The following is a 16646-nucleotide window of genomic DNA, read 5'->3' on the forward strand; positions in this document are numbered from 1 at the left end:
CAGCAGGCGTCAATCCGCCGCGAAACCCTCCTCGAGGGCTTCCCGCACCCCCCGAAACCCGTTAATACTCGCTTCGTGAAGTGAGTTGTCGGGGTCAGGTGCGAAAACACCGTTTCAACCAGCGCTATGCACGGGTGCGGGGACTGCATGTCTGCCTCCTCGGACTGCTGGCGGCTGCCGGCATCGCACTCTCCGTGGGCAGCACGCTGGCCGGCGTCAACAACCAGCCCGCCTTCGTCGCTCCGGAAGACAAGCCGATCCCCAAGGGAACGCGCGTCAACGTCGTCGCCGACACCCTGACCTATGACGACAAGACCAGCATCGCGACGGCCACCGGCACGGTGCAGCTGACCTACGGCCCCTATGTCCTGACCGCCACCAAGGTGGTTTATGACATGAAGAAGAAAACCTTCTCGGCCAATGGCTCCGTCGTATTGAAGGAGCCGAACGGCAACGTCATGGAAGCCGATTCCGCGACGATGAAGGACACCTTCGCCGAGGGCTTCGCCGAATATGTGCGGGCGCTGCTGACCAACAACGTCACCATCACCGCGCAATATGCGCGCCGCTACGAGAACGGCATCACCATCTACGAGCACGCGAGCTACACCGCGTGCAAGACCTGCGTGACGGCGGACGGCACGCCGGTCTGGCAGATCGCCGCGCGGGAAGCCAAGCACGACAACAAGAACCACACCATCTACTACAAGGACGCGCAGCTGAAGTTCGGCTCGGTCCCGGTGTTCTACACGCCCTACTTCGAATATCCCGACCCGACGGTGACGCGCCGCACCGGCTTCCTGCTGCCCTCCGTCAACTGGGGCAACTTCGGCTTCGGCCTGACCACGCCCTATTTCTGGGCGATCGACCGCAGCACCGACATGACCTTCTCGCCCATGTGGACGACGCGCAACGGCCCGCTCGGCGACATCGAGATCCGCAAGGCGCTGCCCGCCGGAACGATGAGCCTGCAGGGCTGGGGCATCTATGAATTCTCGAAGCTCGACACCAATCCGCATGACTCGGCCTGGCGCGGCGCGGCCCGAACCCAGGCCGACTTCCGCATCAATGACAAATGGACCTGGGGCTGGGACGGCACGCTGACCAGCGACAAGCAGTTCATGTCGGACTACAGCATCGACCCGCGCAACATGCTGGCGAGCTTCGTGCAGGCCACCGGCCTCGACGACCGCAACTACACCAAGGCGCAGGTCATCGGCTGGCGGTCGCTGGTGCAGGGTGAGCAGCAGGGTGACATGCCGGTCGCCACGCCGTTTATCACCGGTGACTACGTGCTGCCGGAAGACGTGCTGGGCGGAGAGTTTTCCTACGGCTTCAACTACTACACGCTCGAGCGCCAGAACGCCATCGACACCTACTACTACGGCAACAACAACAATCCAAAAGACCCCAGCAACGACAAGAACCAGCTCGATCTCAACCTCGGCACCAACCAGACCCACATGATGGCCTATGCCGACTGGCGGCGTCAGCTGATCTCGCAGTCGGGCCTGCTGGTGACGCCCTTCGCCGCCGTGCGCGGCGACGGTTTCTATTCCGAGAACGTTCCCACCGCTTCGGCGGATTCGGAGGCCGACTTCTCCGTGCTGCCCACGGCCGGCATCGATACCCGCATGCCCTTCGTCACCTCGATCGGCTCCTTCGAAAGCGTGCTGACGCCGGTGGTGCAGATGATCGCCTCGACCTCCGAGCCCGACCAGCGCGACAACGGCAATGAAGACGCGATCACCCTCAACTTCGACACGTCCAACCTGTTCCTCAGCGACCGCTTCACCGGCTATGACCGCTGGGAAGGCGGCGTACGCGCCAATGCCGGCGTCGAGTATACCCTGCTGGCGCCCAGCGGCGGCTTCGTGCGTGCCAGCGTCGGCGAGAGCTTCCACATCGCGGGCGAGAACAGCTACCTCGTGGGCTCCGGCCTCGATGGCACCGCCTCCGACATGGTCGGTGCCATCGCGCTGCAGTTCAACCCGGCGGTGACGCTCGGCTACCAGGCCCGCTGGGAGGAGGACTTCTCCCGCATCAACGTGCAGGAAGCATCGCTCGGTCTCAATTTGGGCAAATTTGCAGGCTCAGTGAGCTATGCCGATATTTCGGCGGCCGCCAATTATGGCCGGCCTGACGATGAAGAGCAGATCTGGGGCAGTGGCCGCTACATGCTCTCCGATGTGTGGAGCGTGTTCGGCAGCGCCCGCTACAATCTGCAGTCGGACAAGTGGATGGGCGAAAGCCTGGGCGTGACCTATGACTGCGATTGCATGAAGGTGGATGTTACCTACTCCATGTCTCACACCGACCAGTTTGGCGTTTCGGACAATGGCACTGAATACCGGCTCGACGTCAGCGTGGAGCTGAGGACGATCGGCACGCTGGCGGGCGGGTTCGTGCTCTGATGAACTGGCGCCGTCTTTCCGCCGCTGCGCTTTTCGCAGCCCTCCTCGCATGGGCACCCGCAGTGCTGCCGGCAACACCCGCGCAGGCCGCCACCATCATTGCCATCGTCAATGACCAGCCGATCACCGAGCTCGACCTCACCAGCCGCATCGCGCTGCTCGAGATCATGGACGACGTGCCGCGCGGCGGCATGGACAAGAAGAAAGCGCTGCTCCAGCTGATCGACCAGGCGGTGAAGATCCAGGAAGCCAAGCGCTACAATCTGCTGCCCAGCGACACCGACATGAAGGACCGCATCAAGCGGCTGGCGGAAAACATGAAGCTCACCGTCGACCAGCTCTATGCCAAGCTGGAGGCCAAGGGCGTCACCAAGCAGGCCTTCATCGACTATGTGAAGGCGGGCATGGGCTTCAACCGCATCATCCAGGGCAAATACGCCCAGCAGGTCAAGGTCAGCGACGCCGAAATCGATGCCAAGATGGCCGAGATCAAGGCCAACATCGGCCAGGAACAGGCGAAGATCATGAGCGACCCGCGCATGAAGCCGATCACCGTCTTCACCCTGATGGAAGTGATCCTGCCCATCGACGGCGACGACCCCATGCTGATGCAGTCACGCGCCATCGAGGCCGCCCAGGTCATGCAGCGGCTGAAAAGCTGCAACGGGCTGAAGGCCGCCTCGGAGGGCATCTTCAACGTCAAGAAGGGCAAGACCTTCGAGGCCGACGCCGCCAAGCTGCCGCCCACCATGCGGGCCGCCCTCGAAAAGGGCGGTGTGGGCCGCGCCGTGGGCCCCATGCGCGGCAAGGGCGGCATCCAGCTCATCGCGCTGTGCGGCATCCGCAAGCTGACCCCGCCCAAGCCCAACTTCACCATGCCGACGCGCGAGCAGATCGAGCGCGCGGTGATCAACGAGAAATACGACAAGCTGGAAGAGCAGTACCTCGCCACGGCGCGCGACAAGATCTATGTCGAGTACCGTGACCCGAGCTATGCCCAGTAACGGGCGGGGATGACGGCCCCCCTCGTCCTCACCTCCGGAGAGCCGGCCGGCATTGCGCCGGACATCACGGCGGCCGCCTGGGCCGCCCTCCGGCATGAGCCCGCCGCCACTTTCGCACTGCTGGGAGACGCCGCCTACTGGCGGAGCCGCAACCCGGGCCTCGCCGTGGCCGAGATCGCCTCCGCCTCGGAAGCCCCCCGCGTCTTCGCCTCCGCCCTGCCCGTGCTGCATCGCCCGCTGGCGTCGCATCCACGCCCGGGCAGCATCGCGGCCGACACGGCGCCGCAGGTGATTGCCGCCATCGACGAGGCGGTGGCCATGGCATTTCGCGGCGAGGCCGGCGGCATCGTCACCAACCCGATCCAGAAGGAGGCGCTCTATGGCGCCGGTTTCCGGCACCAGGGGCACACGGACTATCTCGCCCACCTCTCCGCCCGCCACGGCCAGCCGGTGCAGGAGGTGATGATGCTGGTGGCAGAAGACCTGCGCGCCATTCCCGTCACCGTCCACATCCCGCTCAAGGACGTGCCGGCGCAGCTGACGCGTGAGGCGATCCTGGCGCAGGCGCGCGTCACGGCGCGCGACCTGGCACGCTATTTCGGTCTCACGCGGCCGCGCCTGGCCTTCACGGGGCTCAATCCCCACGCCGGCGAAAATGGCACCATGGGCCGCGAGGAGATCACGGTGATCCGCCCGGCGCTCGACACGCTGCGCGCCGAGGGCCTCGATGTCATCGGGCCGCTCTCCGCCGACACCGCCTTCCATGCCGAGGCGCGTGCCACCTATGACGCGATCCTCTGCATGTACCACGACCAGGCACTGATCCCGGTGAAGACGCTGGATTTCCACGGCGGCATCAATGTGAGCCTTGGGCTGCCCTTCATCCGCACCTCGCCGGACCATGGCACGGCGCTGGGCATTGCCGGCACGCACTCGGCAAACCCGAAGAGCCTCATCGCCGCCATCCGCCTCGCCGCCCGGATGCGCAAGGCGGCGGCGTGAGCGAGGACGCGCTGCCGCCGCTGCGCGAGGTGATCGCGCGGCATGGGCTTGCCGCCAGGAAGGCGCTGGGCCAGAACTTCCTGTTCGACCTGAACCTCACGCGCCGCATCGCGCGCGCCGCAGGCCCGCTCGAAGGCGTCACGGTGATCGAGGTCGGCCCCGGGCCCGGCGGCCTCACCCGCGCCCTGCTGATGGAGGGTGCGACCCGCGTGATCGCCATCGAGCGCGACGACCGCGCCCTGGCAGCACTCGCCGAAATCTCCGCTGCCTATCCGGGGAGGCTCACGGTGATCTCCGGCGACGCACTGGAGACCGACTATGCCAGGCTGGCGGATGGCCACCCGACGAGGATCATCGCCAACCTGCCTTACAACATCGCGACGCCATTGCTGGTGGGATGGCTGGGCGGGCCGTGGCCGCCCTTCTACGAGTCGCTGACGCTGATGTTCCAGAAGGAAGTGGCCGAACGCATCGTGGCGAAGCCCGGGGGCAAGGATTTCGGGCGCCTCTCGGTACTGTGCCAGTATCGCACCACGGCGCGGAAGCTGTTCGACGTCAATCGATCCGCCTTCACGCCGCCGCCCAAGGTGACATCCTCGATCGTGCAGCTGATCCCGAAGCCGAGGCCCGAACCGGTGTGCCGGCTCGAGGTACTGGAGCGCGTCACCGCCGCCGCCTTCGGCCAGCGCCGCAAGATGCTGCGGGCGAGCCTCAAGAGCCTGCTGCCGGAGCCGGAGACGATCCTTACCGACCTCGGCATCAATCCCGAACTTCGTGCCGAGCAATTGCCGGTGGAGGCCTTTGCAAGGCTGGCGGCGCGGCTTCAACAGTGAGCTCGCCATCCCGGCAGGAGCCGGGGTGCGGGTTCACACAGCCGCTACAACCCTTTCGTCAGCCTGCGGACGAACTCCGACAGCCCGACGCGCCGCCGGCGCTTCAGGCGCTCGGCGCGCAGGATGGCCTCGATCTCGGCATTGGCCAGGTCGATGTCCTCGTTGACGATCACGTAGTCGTATTCCGGCCAGTGGCTGATCTCGTCGGCCGCCTTGGCCATGCGCTTGGCGACGGTCGAGGCCGAATCCTGGGCCCGCCCGATCAGCCTGTCGCGCAACTCCTCCGCCGAGGGCGGCAGGATGAAGATGCGCACCAGGTCTTCCTCCATCGTGGCGCCCAGCTGCTGGGTGCCCTGCCAGTCGATGTCGAACAGCACGTCACGGCCCGCCTGCAGCGCCTCGACCACCGGGCGCTTCGGCGTGCCGTAGAAATTGCCGAAGACCTCGGCATATTCGAGGAGGTCGCCGCGGTCGCGCAGCCGGCCGAATTCCTCGTGGCTGATGAAGTGGTAGTCCTTGCCGTCCACCTCGCCCGGCCGTGGTGCGCGAGTGGTGACGGAGACCGACATGGTGATGTTGGAGTCGGAGGCCAGCAGGCGGCGCGACAGGGTGGTCTTGCCCGCGCCCGAGGGCGAGGACATCACGAGCAGCAGGCCGCGGCGGGGAATGTCAGTCATGGCTGGTTCTTCACTCGATGTTCTGGACCTGCTCGCGCAGCTGGTCGATGACGGTCTTGAGGTCGAGGCCGATCGCCGTCAGCGACCGGTCGGACGCCTTGGAGCACAGCGTATTGGCCTCGCGGTTGAATTCCTGCGCCAGGAAGTCGAACTTGCGGCCCACTGCCTCGTTCGATGCGAGCAGCACCCGCGCGGCCTCCACATGCGAGGCGAGCCGGTCGAGCTCTTCCTGGATGTCGGCGCGGGTGGCGGCGAGCACCGCCTCCTGGTGCAGCCGGTCGGGGTCGAGCGTGGAGCCCGTCTCCATCAGCCGCGCCACCTGCTCCGCCAGCCGGGCACGAATGGCCTCTGGCGTGCGGGCCGGATTGTATTTCGCGGCCTCGGCCAGTTCGGCAATGCGCAGCACCTGGGCGGAGATGACGGCATTGAGCCTGTCGCCTTCCTCGCGGCGCGCGGCGGCGAGGGACGTCAGCGTCTCGTGGAAGCTGGCGAGCATGGCGGCGTTGCGGGCCTCGATCTCGGCCTCTTCCTCGGGTTCCGTCGTCACCTCGACCACGCCCTTGATCGACAGCAGCACGTCGGCGCGCAGCGGTTCGCCGCCGATCCGGTCACGCAGCGTTTCGCCGGCCGCGACCAGCCGGTCGAGAATGTCCTGGTTGAGGCGCACCGTCTCACGGCCCATCTGACCGCTGACCGAGAGCGAGACCTGCAGGTTGCCGCGCCGGAAGGCGCTGGCAAGCGCGGCGCGCACCGGCACCTCCAGCGCCTCGAAGCCCGGCGGCATCTTCAGCCGCACGTCAAGCGCCTTGCCGTTCACGCTCTTGATTTCCCATTGCCAGAACAGGCCCTGGCGCTCGCCCGAGGCGCGGGCAAAACCGGTCATGCTGGAAATGGGCATCAGGCCGTCCCTGGAAGTGAATCAGTGACGCAGCTTTAGAACGTTTCCGCAGCGCGCGAAACGCCTCAGGGGCGCAGCCGGGGAATGACGGTGGCCTGACCGTCGATGGTCAGCACCGTGCCGGGCTTCAGCGCCACGGCCGCCGGCTTCGCTGCCACGGGCTGGGGCGGCTTGGCCTGGGGCTTCGGCACCACGGCCACAACGGTGGGCGCCGGTGCTGGCTCCGCCGCCGCAGGGGGCGGCTCCGGCGCAGCTGTTTCGGCGGCGGGGGGCTGCGCTGCAGGGCCGTCCGGCGCAGGCGCAACATCCGCCAACGGCGCCTCCGCGGCATTGCCGCCAGGCGGCGCCGGAACCGGGGTCGCGGCGGCGGGCGGCGTGGCATCGGGCGTCGGCGCAGCGGAGGCGTCTGCCTCGCCCTCGTCCGCGGCGGCGGCTGCCGCGGCGTTGCCGGCGATCTGGCGCCAGTTCTTCACGTTGCGGTTATGCTCTTCCAGCGTCGCCGCGAAGGCATGGCCGCCGGTGCCATCGGCCACGAAATAGAGCTTGTCGGTGTCTTCCGGATTGAGCACCGCTTCCAGCGCCGCGCGGCCGGGATTGGCGATGGGGCCGGGCGGCAGGCCCTTGATGCGATAGGTGTTGTAGGGCGTGGCGGTGTCGATGTCGGCGCGCGTCAGCGGCCGGTCGAGCCGGCCCTTGCCGCCCACGATGCCATAGATGATGGTGGGGTCCGACTGCAGCCGCATGCCCTTCTCGAGCCGGTTGATGAACACTGACGCGATCACCGGCCGCTCGTCGGCCTCTGCGGTTTCCTTCTCCACGATGGAGGCGAGCGTCACCGCCTGTTCCGGCGTCTCGATCACCGGCACGGGCTTGCGCGCCGCCCAGAGTTCGGCGAGCAGCTTGGCCTGCGCCGCCTGCATGTCGGCGACCAGTTTCTGGCGCGTCATGCCGCGGCGGAACACATAGGTGTCCGGCAGGATCGAGCCTTCCGGCGGCACCGCGGCGGGATCGCCCGTCAGCACCTCGTTGGCGTTGACGCGGTCCACCGCCATCTGGCTGGTGAAGCCCTCCGGGATCGAGATCTTGTAGGTGACGGCCTTGCCGCTGGCGAGAAGCGCCATCACCTCGGCCATCGTCGCTCCCTTCGGGAAGGCATATTCGCCAGCCTTCAGCCGGGCGCGCTGGCCGGTGGCCTGCGCCATGAGCGCGAAGATGCGGCCGTTGGACACGATGCCGTTCTGCTGCAGCACCTCGCCGATCTCCGTGACCGACTGGCCCGGCGCCACCATGAATACCTTGTCCTCGGCCAGCGGGCCGGGGGCGGTGAATTCGCCATAGGCAAAAAAGCCTGCGATTGCAGCGATGACCAGTCCGGCAAGCAGCAGCAGGAAGGTCCAGCCCAACACGCGCGAGATCGCCGAACGCCGTTGCCGGGCGTGGCGGGGTCCGGGCACTTTCACGCTGGGCTGCGTTGCTGCCAACCTGTCTCCTCCGCGCCTCAGGCCGCGAAGCGGCGCATGATCAGTGAAGCGTTGGTACCACCAAAACCAAAGGAATTCGACAGAACTGTGTTGATCTCTTTCTTCTTCGCCTGCTTCGGCACCAGGTCGATCCGCGTCTCGACGGAGGGATTGTCGAGGTTGATCGTGGGCGGCGCCACATTGTCCCGGATGGCAAGGATCGAGAAGATCGCCTCCACCGCGCCCGCCGCGCCCAGCAGATGCCCGATCGACGACTTGGTGGACGACATGGTGAGATCCGCCGTGCGGTTGCCCATCAGGCGCTCGACGGCGCGCAGCTCGATCTCGTCGCCCAGCGGCGTCGAGGTGCCATGGGCGTTCACATAGTCGATCTCATGCGCCTGCAGGCCGGCGCGCTTCAAGGCGTTGGTCATGCAGCGATAGGCGCCGTCGCCGTCGGATGACGGCGCGGTGACGTGATAGGCATCGCCCGACATGCCATAGCCCACGACCTCGGCATAGATCCTGGCACCGCGCGCCCTGGCATGCTCCAGCTCCTCGAGCACCACGACGCCTGCGCCCTCGCCCATCACGAAGCCATCGCGGTCCTTGTCATAGGGGCGGGACGCCTTCTCCGGCGTGTCGTTGAACTTGGTGGCCAGCGCCTTGCAGGCAATGAAGCCGCCGATGCCGATGCGGCAGATCGCCGACTCGGCGCCGCCCGCCACCATGATGTCGGCATCGTCGAGCGCGATGAGGCGCGCCGCATCGCCGATGGCATGCGAGCCGGTGGAGCAGGCGGTGACCACAGAATGATTGGGGCCCTTCAGCCCGAATTCGATTGAGACGAGACCCGAGGCGAGGTTGATCAGCGAGCCCGGGATGAAGAACGGGCTGATGCGGCGCGGCCCCTTCTCGTTCATCAGCGTGGTGGTGTCGGCGATGTTGGAAAGCCCGCCGATGCCCGACCCGATCAGCGCGCCGGCGCGGTATTTCTCGTCCTCGGTCTTGAGCTCGACGCCTGAATCCTTCATCGCCTGCTTGGCGGCGGCCATGGCATAGATCAGGAAGTCGTCGTAGCGGCGGATTTCCTTGGGGTCCATCCACTGCTCGGCGTTGAAGGTGCCGTTCGTGCCGTCGCCCCGCGGGATTTCGCAGGCGATCTGGCAGGACATGTCGGAGGCATCGAAGCGGGTGATCCTGCCGCCGGCCGACTGGCCCGCGAGGAGTCGCTGCCAGGTCTCGTCCACGCCGCAGGCGAGCGGGGAAACCATACCAAGTCCGGTGACGACGACACGGCGCATTGAATGCCCTTTCTATACGAAAACGCGGCGGCAGGCTCGAATCTCAGCCTGCCTCCGCGCAGAAACTTCAGGTGATCGCGCCAGAGGCCCGACCCGGCGCAGCGATCAGGCGGCGCTCTTTTCGATGAACTTGACGGCGTCGCCGACGGTCTGGATCGACTCGGCGGCGTCATCGGGGATCTCGATGCCGAACTCTTCCTCGAAGGCCATGACCAGCTCGACCGTGTCGAGGCTGTCCGCGCCGAGGTCGTCGATGAAGCTCGCTTCCGCCTTCACCTTGTCGGCATCAACGCCGAGATGTTCGACGACGATCTTCTTCACCCGCTCAGCAACATCACTCATTGTCATTTCGTCCTTGGTTGTTTTCTCTTGTATCAGGCAGGACAGCAGGACCCCCTGCGGCCCCCCACACGCCGGGGGTTTCCCTAGCACAATTCGCAGGCACGTCAAAAGGGGCTTGGTGAAGGCCGTGCAGCGCAGTTTCAGGCAGGGGTTGCGTTCAGGCCTGCGGTTTGGCAGCCTGCCGCCATGCGCAAAATCGTTTTCATCATCCTGGCCCTCGCCACCGCGCCAGCCCTGGCACTGGCCGACGGCGCTCTCGACAAGCGCTTGACACCATTCGATAAAGACCGCCTGGCGAAACTTGACGCCACGGTCGCTTCGGCCCTTGCCGAAGCCCGCGCCGGGGGCACCCCCGAGGACGTCGCCATCCTCGATGCCGCGCTGGCCGGAACGGCCCTGCCGCTGGCTGAAGGCTATGACCCCAACGGTGCCTGGAAGTGCCGCACCATCAAGGCGGGCGGCACGCTGCCGCTCACCGTCTATCCGTGGTTTGCCTGCCGCATCAGCGAGGATGGGGCGGGCTGGCAACTCGAAAAGCTCACCGGCTCGCAACGCACTAGGGGCATGTTCTACACGCTGTCGGCGACCCGCCTCGCCTATCTCGGCGCGGGCTACGTCAACGGCGAGAAGCCGCGCAGCTACGGACAGGACCCGAAGGAGAACCAGGTTGCCATCGTCGAACGGCGGGGCAGGAACAAGCTCGTCTTCCTGTTCCCCGCGCCGCAGTACGAATCGAAGCTCGACATTCTGGTGATGGAGCGCTGAGGGCGTGCCGTCCTCTCCCGCAGGACGGGAGAAGACATGAGGTTCAGATCATCGCCATGCCGCCATTGACGTGCAGCGTCTGGCCGGTCACGTAGCCGGCTTCGTCGGAGGCGAGATAGAGCACCGCCGCCGCCACATCCTCCGGCGTGCCGAGCTTGCCGGCGGGCACGCGGCCAAGGATCATTTCCTTCTGCTTGTCGTTCAGCACGTCGGTCATCGGCGTGGCGATGAAGCCGGGCGCCACCGCATTGACGGTGACGTTGCGCGCCGCGAGTTCCTGCGCCAGCGACTTGGTGAGGCCGATGACCCCGGCCTTGGAGGCCACGTAATTGGCCTGGCCCGGATTGCCGGTGACGCCCACCACCGAGGTGATGTTGATGATGCGGCCCTGGCGCTTCTTCATCATGTTGCGCATGGCGGCGCGCGCCAGGCGGAAGGACGCCGTGAGGTTCACGTCGATCACCGCCGACCAGTCCTCGTCCTTCATGCGCATGGCAAGGCCATCCTTGGTGATGCCGGCATTGTTGACGAGAATGTCGAGCGCGCCCATGGCGGCTTCCGCCTCGGGCACCAGCTTCTCGACGGCAGCAGGATCGGACAGGTTGCACGCCAGCACCACCACGCGCTCACCGCCCAGCTGCGCCTTCAGTTCGTCAAGCACATTGGCGCGCGTGCCGGAGATGGCAACGGTGGCGCCCGCCTTGTGCAGCGCCTTCGCGATGGCTGCGCCGATGCCACCGGTGGCGCCGGTGACGAGGGCGGTCTTTCCGGTCAAATCGAACATGGTCCTATCCCTTGATCTGGGCCGCCGCGGCGGCAATGTCGTCGGCTGAGTTGATGGCGAAGGCGGTGGCTTCGGGCGCGTTCTTCTTGGAGAGGCCGGTGAGCACCTTGCCCGCCCCGATCTCGTAGAAGCGCGTCACACCCTGCGCCGCCATGTAGGCCACGCACTCGCGCCAGCGCACGGTGCCGGTGACCTGGGCGACCAGGCTCTCGCGGATCGCGGCCGGATCGGTGAGCGGGAGCGCACCGACATTGGCGACGACCGGCACCACCGGCGCCTTCATCGTCACGCTGGCCAGCGCCTCGGCCATCACCTCCGCCGCGGGCTGCATCAGGGCGCAGTGGAAGGGCGCGGAGACCGGCAGCATCACCGCGCGCTTGGCACCCTTGGCCTTGGCGATCTCGGCGCAGCGCTCGACGGCGGCCTTCGAGCCGGAGACGACCACCTGCCCGTCGCTGTTGTCATTGGCCGCCTGGCACACGTCGCCCTGGGCGGCCTCGGCCGCCGCCGCGGCGGCGGTGGCGAAGTCGAGCCCCAGAAGCGCAGCCATGGCGCCGGTGCCGACCGGGGTGGCGCTCTGCATCGCCTGCCCGCGCGTCTTGAGCAGCCGCGCCGCATCGGCGAGCGTGAAGGTCCGAGCCGCCGCGAGGGCCGAATACTCACCCAGCGAGTGCCCCGCCACGAAGCTGGCCGCATTGGCCACGGTGATGCCGTGCTCGGCCTCGAGCACGCGGATCACCGCCATCGACACGGCCATCAGTGCCGGCTGGGCATTCTCGGTCAGGGTCAGTTCGGCCTCGGGGCCTTCCCACATCAGCATCGAAAGCTTCTGGCCCAGCGCCGCATCGACCTCCTCGAAGACGGCGCGCGCCGAAGCGAAGGTTTCGGCCAGGCTCTTGCCCATGCCGACAGCCTGGCTGCCCTGCCCGGGGAACATGAAGGCCGTTGTCATCATCAATCCTCGCGTGATTCCGGTGTTCGGGCGCACGAAACATGCGGCGGGCCGTGAGTCAAGGTTGACCGTTCCGGGCGGATCGGCCTTACTCGGCCGCATGTACACCGCCGATGAGCTCGAACAGGCCAGCCGCATCGTCTATGCCGCCATGCCGCCCACCCCGCAATATGCCTGGCCGCTCCTCAGGGAGGCGACCGGCTGCGAGACCTGGGTGAAGCACGAGAACCACACCCCCACCGGCGCCTTCAAGGTGCGGGGCGGCCTCGTGCACATGAAGCTGAGGAAGGACCGCGGCGAGACCAGCGGCATCATCTCGGCCACCCGCGGCAACCACGGCCAGTCGCTCCCCTTCGCCGCTGCGCGCGTCGGCATCAGGACGACCATCGTCTGCCCCGTCGGCAATTCGCCCGAGAAGAACGCCGCGATGCGGGCCCTGGGCGCCGAGCTGATCGAGACCGGCCACGACTTCGACGCGGCGCGCGAGACCGCGATGGAGATCGCGCAGGCCCGCGGCCTCGACTTCATCCCCTCCTTCGGCAAGGAGCTGGTGATGGGGGTGACGACCTATGCCCATGAGCTGTTCCGCGCGGCGGGGGAACTCGACGCCGTCTACGTGCCCATCGGCATGGGCTCCGGCATCGTGGGCACCATTGCGGCGCGCGACATGCTGGGGCTGAAGACGAAGGTGATCGGCGTCGTCGCCGAAGGGGCCAATGCCGTGGCCCTGTCCTTCGCCGCAGGCAAGCCCGTGTCGACCAACAGTGCAACGAGCTTCGCCGACGGCATGGCGGTGCGCGTCGTCAACCCGGAGGCCTTCGCCCATATCAAGACTGGCGTGGACCGCATCGTCACCGTGAGCGACGACGAGATCGCCGAGGCCGTGCGCCTCTACTTCCGCTGCTGTCACACCATCGCCGAAGGGGCGGGTGCCGCACCACTCGCGGCGCTGGTGCAGGAGCGCGAGGCGATGAGGGGGCAGCGCGTCGGCGTCATCCTGTCCGGCGGCAACATCGACATGCCGAAGTTTGCCACGGTGCTGGAAGGCAGGACGCCGGCGGCGTGAGGCGTCACATGGTGACGGACAGCCCGCCATCCACCGCCAGCACATGGCCGTTGACGTAGGCTGCGGCATCGGACGCGAGGAACACCACGGCGCCACCAAGCTCTTCCGGCCGCGCCCAGCGCCCCGCCGGGGTGCGGCCTTCGACCCAGGCGTTGAACACCTTGTCGTCCAGCAGCGCCGTGTTCATCTCCGTCGCGAAGTAGCCGGGGGCTATGGCGTTGACGGTGATGCCGGTACGGCCGAGCTCCGCCGCCATGGAGCGCGTCAACCCGTGCAGCCCGGCCTTGGCTGCCACATAGGCGTGGATCGTCGGCCGAGCGAGAATGCCCGCGATCGACCCCGTATTGATGATGCGGCCATGCCGGTTGGGCAGCATCAGCCGCACTGCATCCCGCGCCAGCCGGAAGCACGAGGACAGGTTGACGCTGATCACCCGGTCGAAATCCGCGTCCTCCCAGTCGGTAATCGGGCGGCGGTGCTGGATGCCGGCATTGTTGACGAGGATGTCCAGCTTGCCATGCTGCGCCGCCACGCCTTCCAGTGCGGCGCGAGCGGCTTTCGCATCCGTCACGTCGAAGGCCAGCGGCACAGCGCCGATCTTCGCAGCGGCTGCGGCCAGCTCGTCCGCATTGCGGGCATTGGCGATGACCTTGGCGCCATTCTCCGCCAGCGCCCTGGCCATGGCGAAGCCCAGGCCGCGCGAGGCGCCGGTGACCAGCGCCACCCGGCCTTCGAGCGAGAAGGGGTTCACGGCTTCACGCCATTCACCTTCATCAGCACGTCGATGAGGCGCGGAATGAAGCGTTCGCCATAGCCCATGTTGTCGGCCATCACGGTGATCTGGTGCGCCGTCTCGGCGAGGAAGGAGGTGGCGGGAAGCTGCTCCGTCATGTTGGTGTAGTAGCGCAGGTCCTTGCGCGCGTTGCGGATGGCGAACTGCGCCGAGGTGTCGTCATTGTGGAGCGGCACGTTGATGAGCCGCCCGAACATCACCGAGGCCGCACCCCCCGCCATGACGATGTCCTTGAGCGCCTGCATGTCGACACCCGCCTTGGCGGCGACGGTGATCGCCTCCGCCGCCACGGCGGCGTGACAGATCGACAGGAAGTTGTTGATGAGCTTCAGCTGGTGCGCCGAACCGACGCCGCCGGCATGGACGATCGTGTCGGCGAAGCAGTCGAGCACCGGGCGGATCCTGGCGATCACCTCCGCCGGGCCGCCGGTCATCAGCCCGAGCTTGCCGGCCTCGGCCTCCTTCGGGGTGCGGGTCATCGGCGTATCGACGAAGTGGCCGCCCTTGGCCTCGATGTCGGCCGCGAGGCGCTTGGTGGAATCGGGCTCCGCCGTCGAACAGTCGGCGATGATGAGACCGGGCCGGACGGCGTTGATGATGCCGTATTCACCGTGGATGATGTGCTCCACCTGCGGGCTGCCGGTGACGCAGAGGATGACGAGGTCCGACTCCTTGGCGACGGAAAGCGGGTTGTTGCGCTCATGCGCGCCCCTCGCCACCAGGTCGTCCACCGGCCCCCGCTTCTGGTGCGCCATGACGGTGAGCTGGTAGCCCTTCTCCAGGATGTTCTTGCCGATGCCGTGGCCCATGAGGCCCACGCCGATGAGGCCGACGCGCTTGATGGTCATGACTGTCCTCCCGCGAATTCCATGAACTTATCCTGCTCCAGAATATGGAGCCTGTCTTCCTGCTTCTTGGCGAAGCCGAGGCGGGCATAGAAGCGCTCGGCACCCGTATTGGTCTCGTCCACCTCGAGCTTGATGAACCTGGCACCACGCGCGGCGAAGCGCCGGGCGGAGCAGCGCAGCAGGTCAAGCCCCACATTGCGCCCGCGCGCCTCAGGCAGCACGAAGAGGTCGACGACGTAGAGCCCGGGCGCACCGCGCCAGGTGGAAAAGGTCATCAGGCCGAGGCAGGCACCGATGAGGCGGCCGCCATCATCGGCCACCACCACGTCGATGAGGTCGGAGGCCTCGCGCAGCCTGTCGCCCGTCAGGGCCGGCACGAAATCCGTGCCGATGTGCTCCGCCAGGCCGCGCACCATGTGGGCCACGGCCTCCGCGTCTTCGGGGCGCATCGGCCGCACGGCGAGGCTCATGCCGAGAGGCCCTTCAGCAATTGCTCGAGGTTGAGGCCGAGATGAGGCGAGGGATAGCCGCCCTCTTGCACCACCAGCATCGGCAGCCGCAGCATCTTGATGTGCCGCCCGATCTCGGCGAATTCAGCCGTCTGGATGGCGAAGCCCTGGAACGGATCGTCGACCGCGATGTCGAGCCCCGCCGCGACGACGACCACCTCGGCACCGAAATCGGCGATGCGCTTCAGCGCAACATCCAGCGCGGCGCGATAGGGCTTGATCGTGGTGCCGCGCTCCATCGGCAGGTTGAGGTTGAAGCCCTCGCCCTCGCCGCGTCCCGTTTCCTCGGCATAGCCCCAGAAGAAGGGGTAGAAGCGCTTGGGGTGCGCATGGAGCGAGATGGTCAGCACGTCCGCCCGGTCATAGAAGATCGCTTCCGTGCCATTGCCGTGGTGGACGTCGATGTCGAGCACCGCCGTGCGCTTGCCCGCCTTCGTGAACAGTGCGGCCGCCAGCGCCGAATTGTTGAAGTAGCAGAAGCCGGCGGCGACATCGGCCGCCGCATGGTGGCCCGGCGGGCGGCACAGCGCATAGGCGATGCGCTCGCCCTCCAGCACCAGCTTCGCGCCATGCGCGGCGGTGGCCGCACTCGCCCGCGCCGCGGCCCAGGTTTGCGCCGTGATCGGGCATGAGCCGTCGCCCAGGTGCCAGCCGCACTGACCCACCACGCTGTCCGGGTAATGCGTCGGCGGCAGGCTGGGCCGGCCCAGCGCGAAGACATTGGCGGAGGGTGTTTCCGCCGCGTCCGGCAGGCGCTTCCAGCGTTCCCACACGGTCGAGAGGAACTGGATGTAGCGCCGCTCATGCACCAGCGCGATGGTGTCACCGAAGATTTCAGCGGGCGCCACAACCGGGCCGCCCAGCCGGCGCACGCCCTGCATCAGCATGTCGATGCGCTCCGGACGCTCCGGGATTGGCTGGGGCTTGCCCGAGACGATGAATTCGCGGGGTGCATGGGTGCGTTGCGTGTCGTCGAAGACGGTGATCACCGGTTT

17 protein-coding genes are annotated in these 16646 nt (G+C 67.0%); 6 read left to right on the top strand and 11 right to left on the bottom strand.

Annotated elements, in window-relative coordinates; translation table 11 throughout:
• The first annotated feature begins 98 nt into the window (after window positions 1-98).
• The 4 genes from DK847_RS07820 to rsmA are packed head-to-tail and all read left to right on the top strand — an operon-like array spanning window position 99 to window position 5253.
• Entirely contained in the window at window positions 99-2414 is a 2316-nt protein-coding gene (locus DK847_RS07820; protein ID WP_161957191.1) for an LPS-assembly protein LptD, read from the top strand.
• Complete coding sequence (locus DK847_RS07825) at window positions 2414-3418, top strand: SurA N-terminal domain-containing protein (RefSeq protein ID WP_111197524.1); 1005 nt, start codon at window positions 2414-2416, stop codon at window positions 3416-3418. The genes DK847_RS07820 and DK847_RS07825 overlap by 1 nt, the downstream gene beginning before the upstream one ends.
• A 9-nt stretch (window positions 3419-3427) precedes the next feature.
• Window positions 3428-4420 (top strand): 4-hydroxythreonine-4-phosphate dehydrogenase PdxA, encoded by a 993-nt coding sequence (gene pdxA, locus DK847_RS07830; protein WP_111197526.1) that lies wholly within the window; start codon window positions 3428-3430, stop codon window positions 4418-4420.
• Window positions 4417-5253 (top strand): 16S rRNA (adenine(1518)-N(6)/adenine(1519)-N(6))-dimethyltransferase RsmA, encoded by an 837-nt coding sequence (gene rsmA / locus DK847_RS07835; RefSeq protein ID WP_111197527.1) that lies wholly within the window; start codon window positions 4417-4419, stop codon window positions 5251-5253. Before pdxA ends, rsmA begins: the two co-directional genes overlap by 4 nt.
• Window positions 5254-5297: 44 nt before the next feature.
• On the opposite strand, the gene gmk is transcribed toward rsmA, so the two are convergent.
• From gmk to DK847_RS07860, 5 genes are all read right to left on the bottom strand, one after another.
• A complete protein-coding gene (gene gmk / locus DK847_RS07840; protein WP_111197529.1) occupies window positions 5298-5930 on the bottom strand; it encodes a guanylate kinase in 633 nt (210 codons plus the stop codon).
• Window positions 5931-5940: 10 nt separating this feature from the next.
• On the bottom strand, window positions 5941-6828 hold the full coding sequence (locus DK847_RS07845; RefSeq protein WP_111197531.1) for a YicC/YloC family endoribonuclease: 888 nt from the start codon (window positions 6826-6828) through the stop codon (window positions 5941-5943).
• Window positions 6829-6893: 65 nt separating this feature from the next.
• A complete protein-coding gene (gene mltG, locus DK847_RS07850; protein WP_146256073.1) occupies window positions 6894-8309 on the bottom strand; it encodes an endolytic transglycosylase MltG in 1416 nt (471 codons plus the stop codon).
• A gap of 17 nt (window positions 8310-8326) precedes the next feature.
• Window positions 8327-9592, bottom strand: coding sequence for a beta-ketoacyl-ACP synthase II (fabF, locus tag DK847_RS07855; RefSeq protein WP_111197535.1), 1266 nt, complete (start codon window positions 9590-9592; stop codon window positions 8327-8329).
• Between the two features lie 105 nt (window positions 9593-9697).
• A complete protein-coding gene (locus DK847_RS07860) occupies window positions 9698-9934 on the bottom strand; it encodes an acyl carrier protein (protein ID WP_111197536.1) in 237 nt (78 codons plus the stop codon).
• Window positions 9935-10120: 186 nt separating this feature from the next.
• Between DK847_RS07860 and DK847_RS07865 the strand changes: the two genes are divergently transcribed.
• Window positions 10121-10699, top strand: a complete 579-nt coding sequence (locus DK847_RS07865; protein WP_111197538.1) for a DUF4893 domain-containing protein — start codon at window positions 10121-10123, stop codon at window positions 10697-10699.
• A 43-nt stretch (window positions 10700-10742) separates the two neighbouring features.
• On the opposite strand, the gene fabG is transcribed toward DK847_RS07865, so the two are convergent.
• Both fabG and fabD read right to left on the bottom strand, forming a co-directional pair.
• The gene (gene fabG / locus DK847_RS07870) at window positions 10743-11483 is read right to left on the bottom strand and encodes a 3-oxoacyl-[acyl-carrier-protein] reductase (RefSeq protein ID WP_111197540.1); all 741 of its coding nucleotides are present in this window, start codon (window positions 11481-11483) and stop codon (window positions 10743-10745) included.
• A 4-nt stretch (window positions 11484-11487) separates the two neighbouring features.
• Window positions 11488-12435, bottom strand: a complete 948-nt coding sequence (gene fabD, locus DK847_RS07875; protein WP_111198129.1) for an ACP S-malonyltransferase — start codon at window positions 12433-12435, stop codon at window positions 11488-11490.
• A 64-nt stretch (window positions 12436-12499) separates the two neighbouring features.
• Here fabD and DK847_RS07880 point away from each other — a divergent pair, with 64 nt between their 5' ends.
• Window positions 12500-13501, top strand: a complete 1002-nt coding sequence (locus DK847_RS07880) for a threonine dehydratase (protein ID WP_342634748.1) — start codon at window positions 12500-12502, stop codon at window positions 13499-13501.
• Window positions 13502-13505: 4 nt separating this feature from the next.
• Here DK847_RS07880 and DK847_RS07885 read toward each other — a convergent pair whose 3' ends face one another.
• From DK847_RS07885 to DK847_RS07900, 4 genes are read right to left on the bottom strand one after another with little or no spacing between them, the layout of a single operon-like run.
• Window positions 13506-14252 carry an SDR family oxidoreductase gene (locus tag DK847_RS07885; RefSeq protein ID WP_111197543.1) on the bottom strand — a complete coding sequence of 249 codons (747 nt, stop codon included), beginning with the start codon at window positions 14250-14252 and terminating at the stop codon, window positions 13506-13508.
• Window positions 14249-15142 (bottom strand): NAD(P)-dependent oxidoreductase, encoded by an 894-nt coding sequence (locus DK847_RS07890; RefSeq protein WP_111197544.1) that lies wholly within the window; start codon window positions 15140-15142, stop codon window positions 14249-14251. The genes DK847_RS07885 and DK847_RS07890 overlap by 4 nt, the downstream gene beginning before the upstream one ends.
• Complete coding sequence (locus tag DK847_RS07895; protein WP_111197546.1) at window positions 15139-15612, bottom strand: GNAT family N-acetyltransferase; 474 nt, start codon at window positions 15610-15612, stop codon at window positions 15139-15141. Before DK847_RS07895 ends, DK847_RS07890 begins: the two co-directional genes overlap by 4 nt.
• Complete coding sequence (locus tag DK847_RS07900; RefSeq protein ID WP_111197548.1) at window positions 15609-16640, bottom strand: histone deacetylase family protein; 1032 nt, start codon at window positions 16638-16640, stop codon at window positions 15609-15611. The genes DK847_RS07895 and DK847_RS07900 overlap by 4 nt, the downstream gene beginning before the upstream one ends.
• Window positions 16641-16646: the final 6 nt, after the last annotated feature.

The sequence above is a fragment of the Aestuariivirga litoralis genome, assembly GCF_003234965.1.
GTDB lineage: Bacteria > Pseudomonadota > Alphaproteobacteria > Rhizobiales > Aestuariivirgaceae > Aestuariivirga > Aestuariivirga litoralis.

What these genes read in the sequence shown, in the direction of transcription:
- DK847_RS07825 (WP_111197524.1), top strand. Translation starts at nt 2,414, where the DNA reads ATGAACTGGCGCCGTCTTTCCGCCGCTGCGCTTTTCGCAGCCCTCCTC.
- pdxA (WP_111197526.1), top strand. Translation starts at nt 3,428, where the DNA reads ATGACGGCCCCCCTCGTCCTCACCTCCGGAGAGCCGGCCGGCATTGCG.
- gmk (WP_111197529.1), bottom strand. Translation starts at nt 5,930, where the DNA reads ATGACTGACATTCCCCGCCGCGGCCTGCTGCTCGTGATGTCCTCGCCC.
- DK847_RS07845 (WP_111197531.1), bottom strand. Translation starts at nt 6,828, where the DNA reads ATGCCCATTTCCAGCATGACCGGTTTTGCCCGCGCCTCGGGCGAGCGC.
- fabF (WP_111197535.1), bottom strand. Translation starts at nt 9,592, where the DNA reads ATGCGCCGTGTCGTCGTCACCGGACTTGGTATGGTTTCCCCGCTCGCC.
- DK847_RS07860 (WP_111197536.1), bottom strand. Translation starts at nt 9,934, where the DNA reads ATGAGTGATGTTGCTGAGCGGGTGAAGAAGATCGTCGTCGAACATCTC.
- DK847_RS07865 (WP_111197538.1), top strand. Translation starts at nt 10,121, where the DNA reads ATGCGCAAAATCGTTTTCATCATCCTGGCCCTCGCCACCGCGCCAGCC.
- fabG (WP_111197540.1), bottom strand. Translation starts at nt 11,483, where the DNA reads ATGTTCGATTTGACCGGAAAGACCGCCCTCGTCACCGGCGCCACCGGT.
- fabD (WP_111198129.1), bottom strand. Translation starts at nt 12,435, where the DNA reads ATGACAACGGCCTTCATGTTCCCCGGGCAGGGCAGCCAGGCTGTCGGC.
- DK847_RS07890 (WP_111197544.1), bottom strand. Translation starts at nt 15,142, where the DNA reads ATGACCATCAAGCGCGTCGGCCTCATCGGCGTGGGCCTCATGGGCCAC.
- DK847_RS07895 (WP_111197546.1), bottom strand. Translation starts at nt 15,612, where the DNA reads ATGAGCCTCGCCGTGCGGCCGATGCGCCCCGAAGACGCGGAGGCCGTG.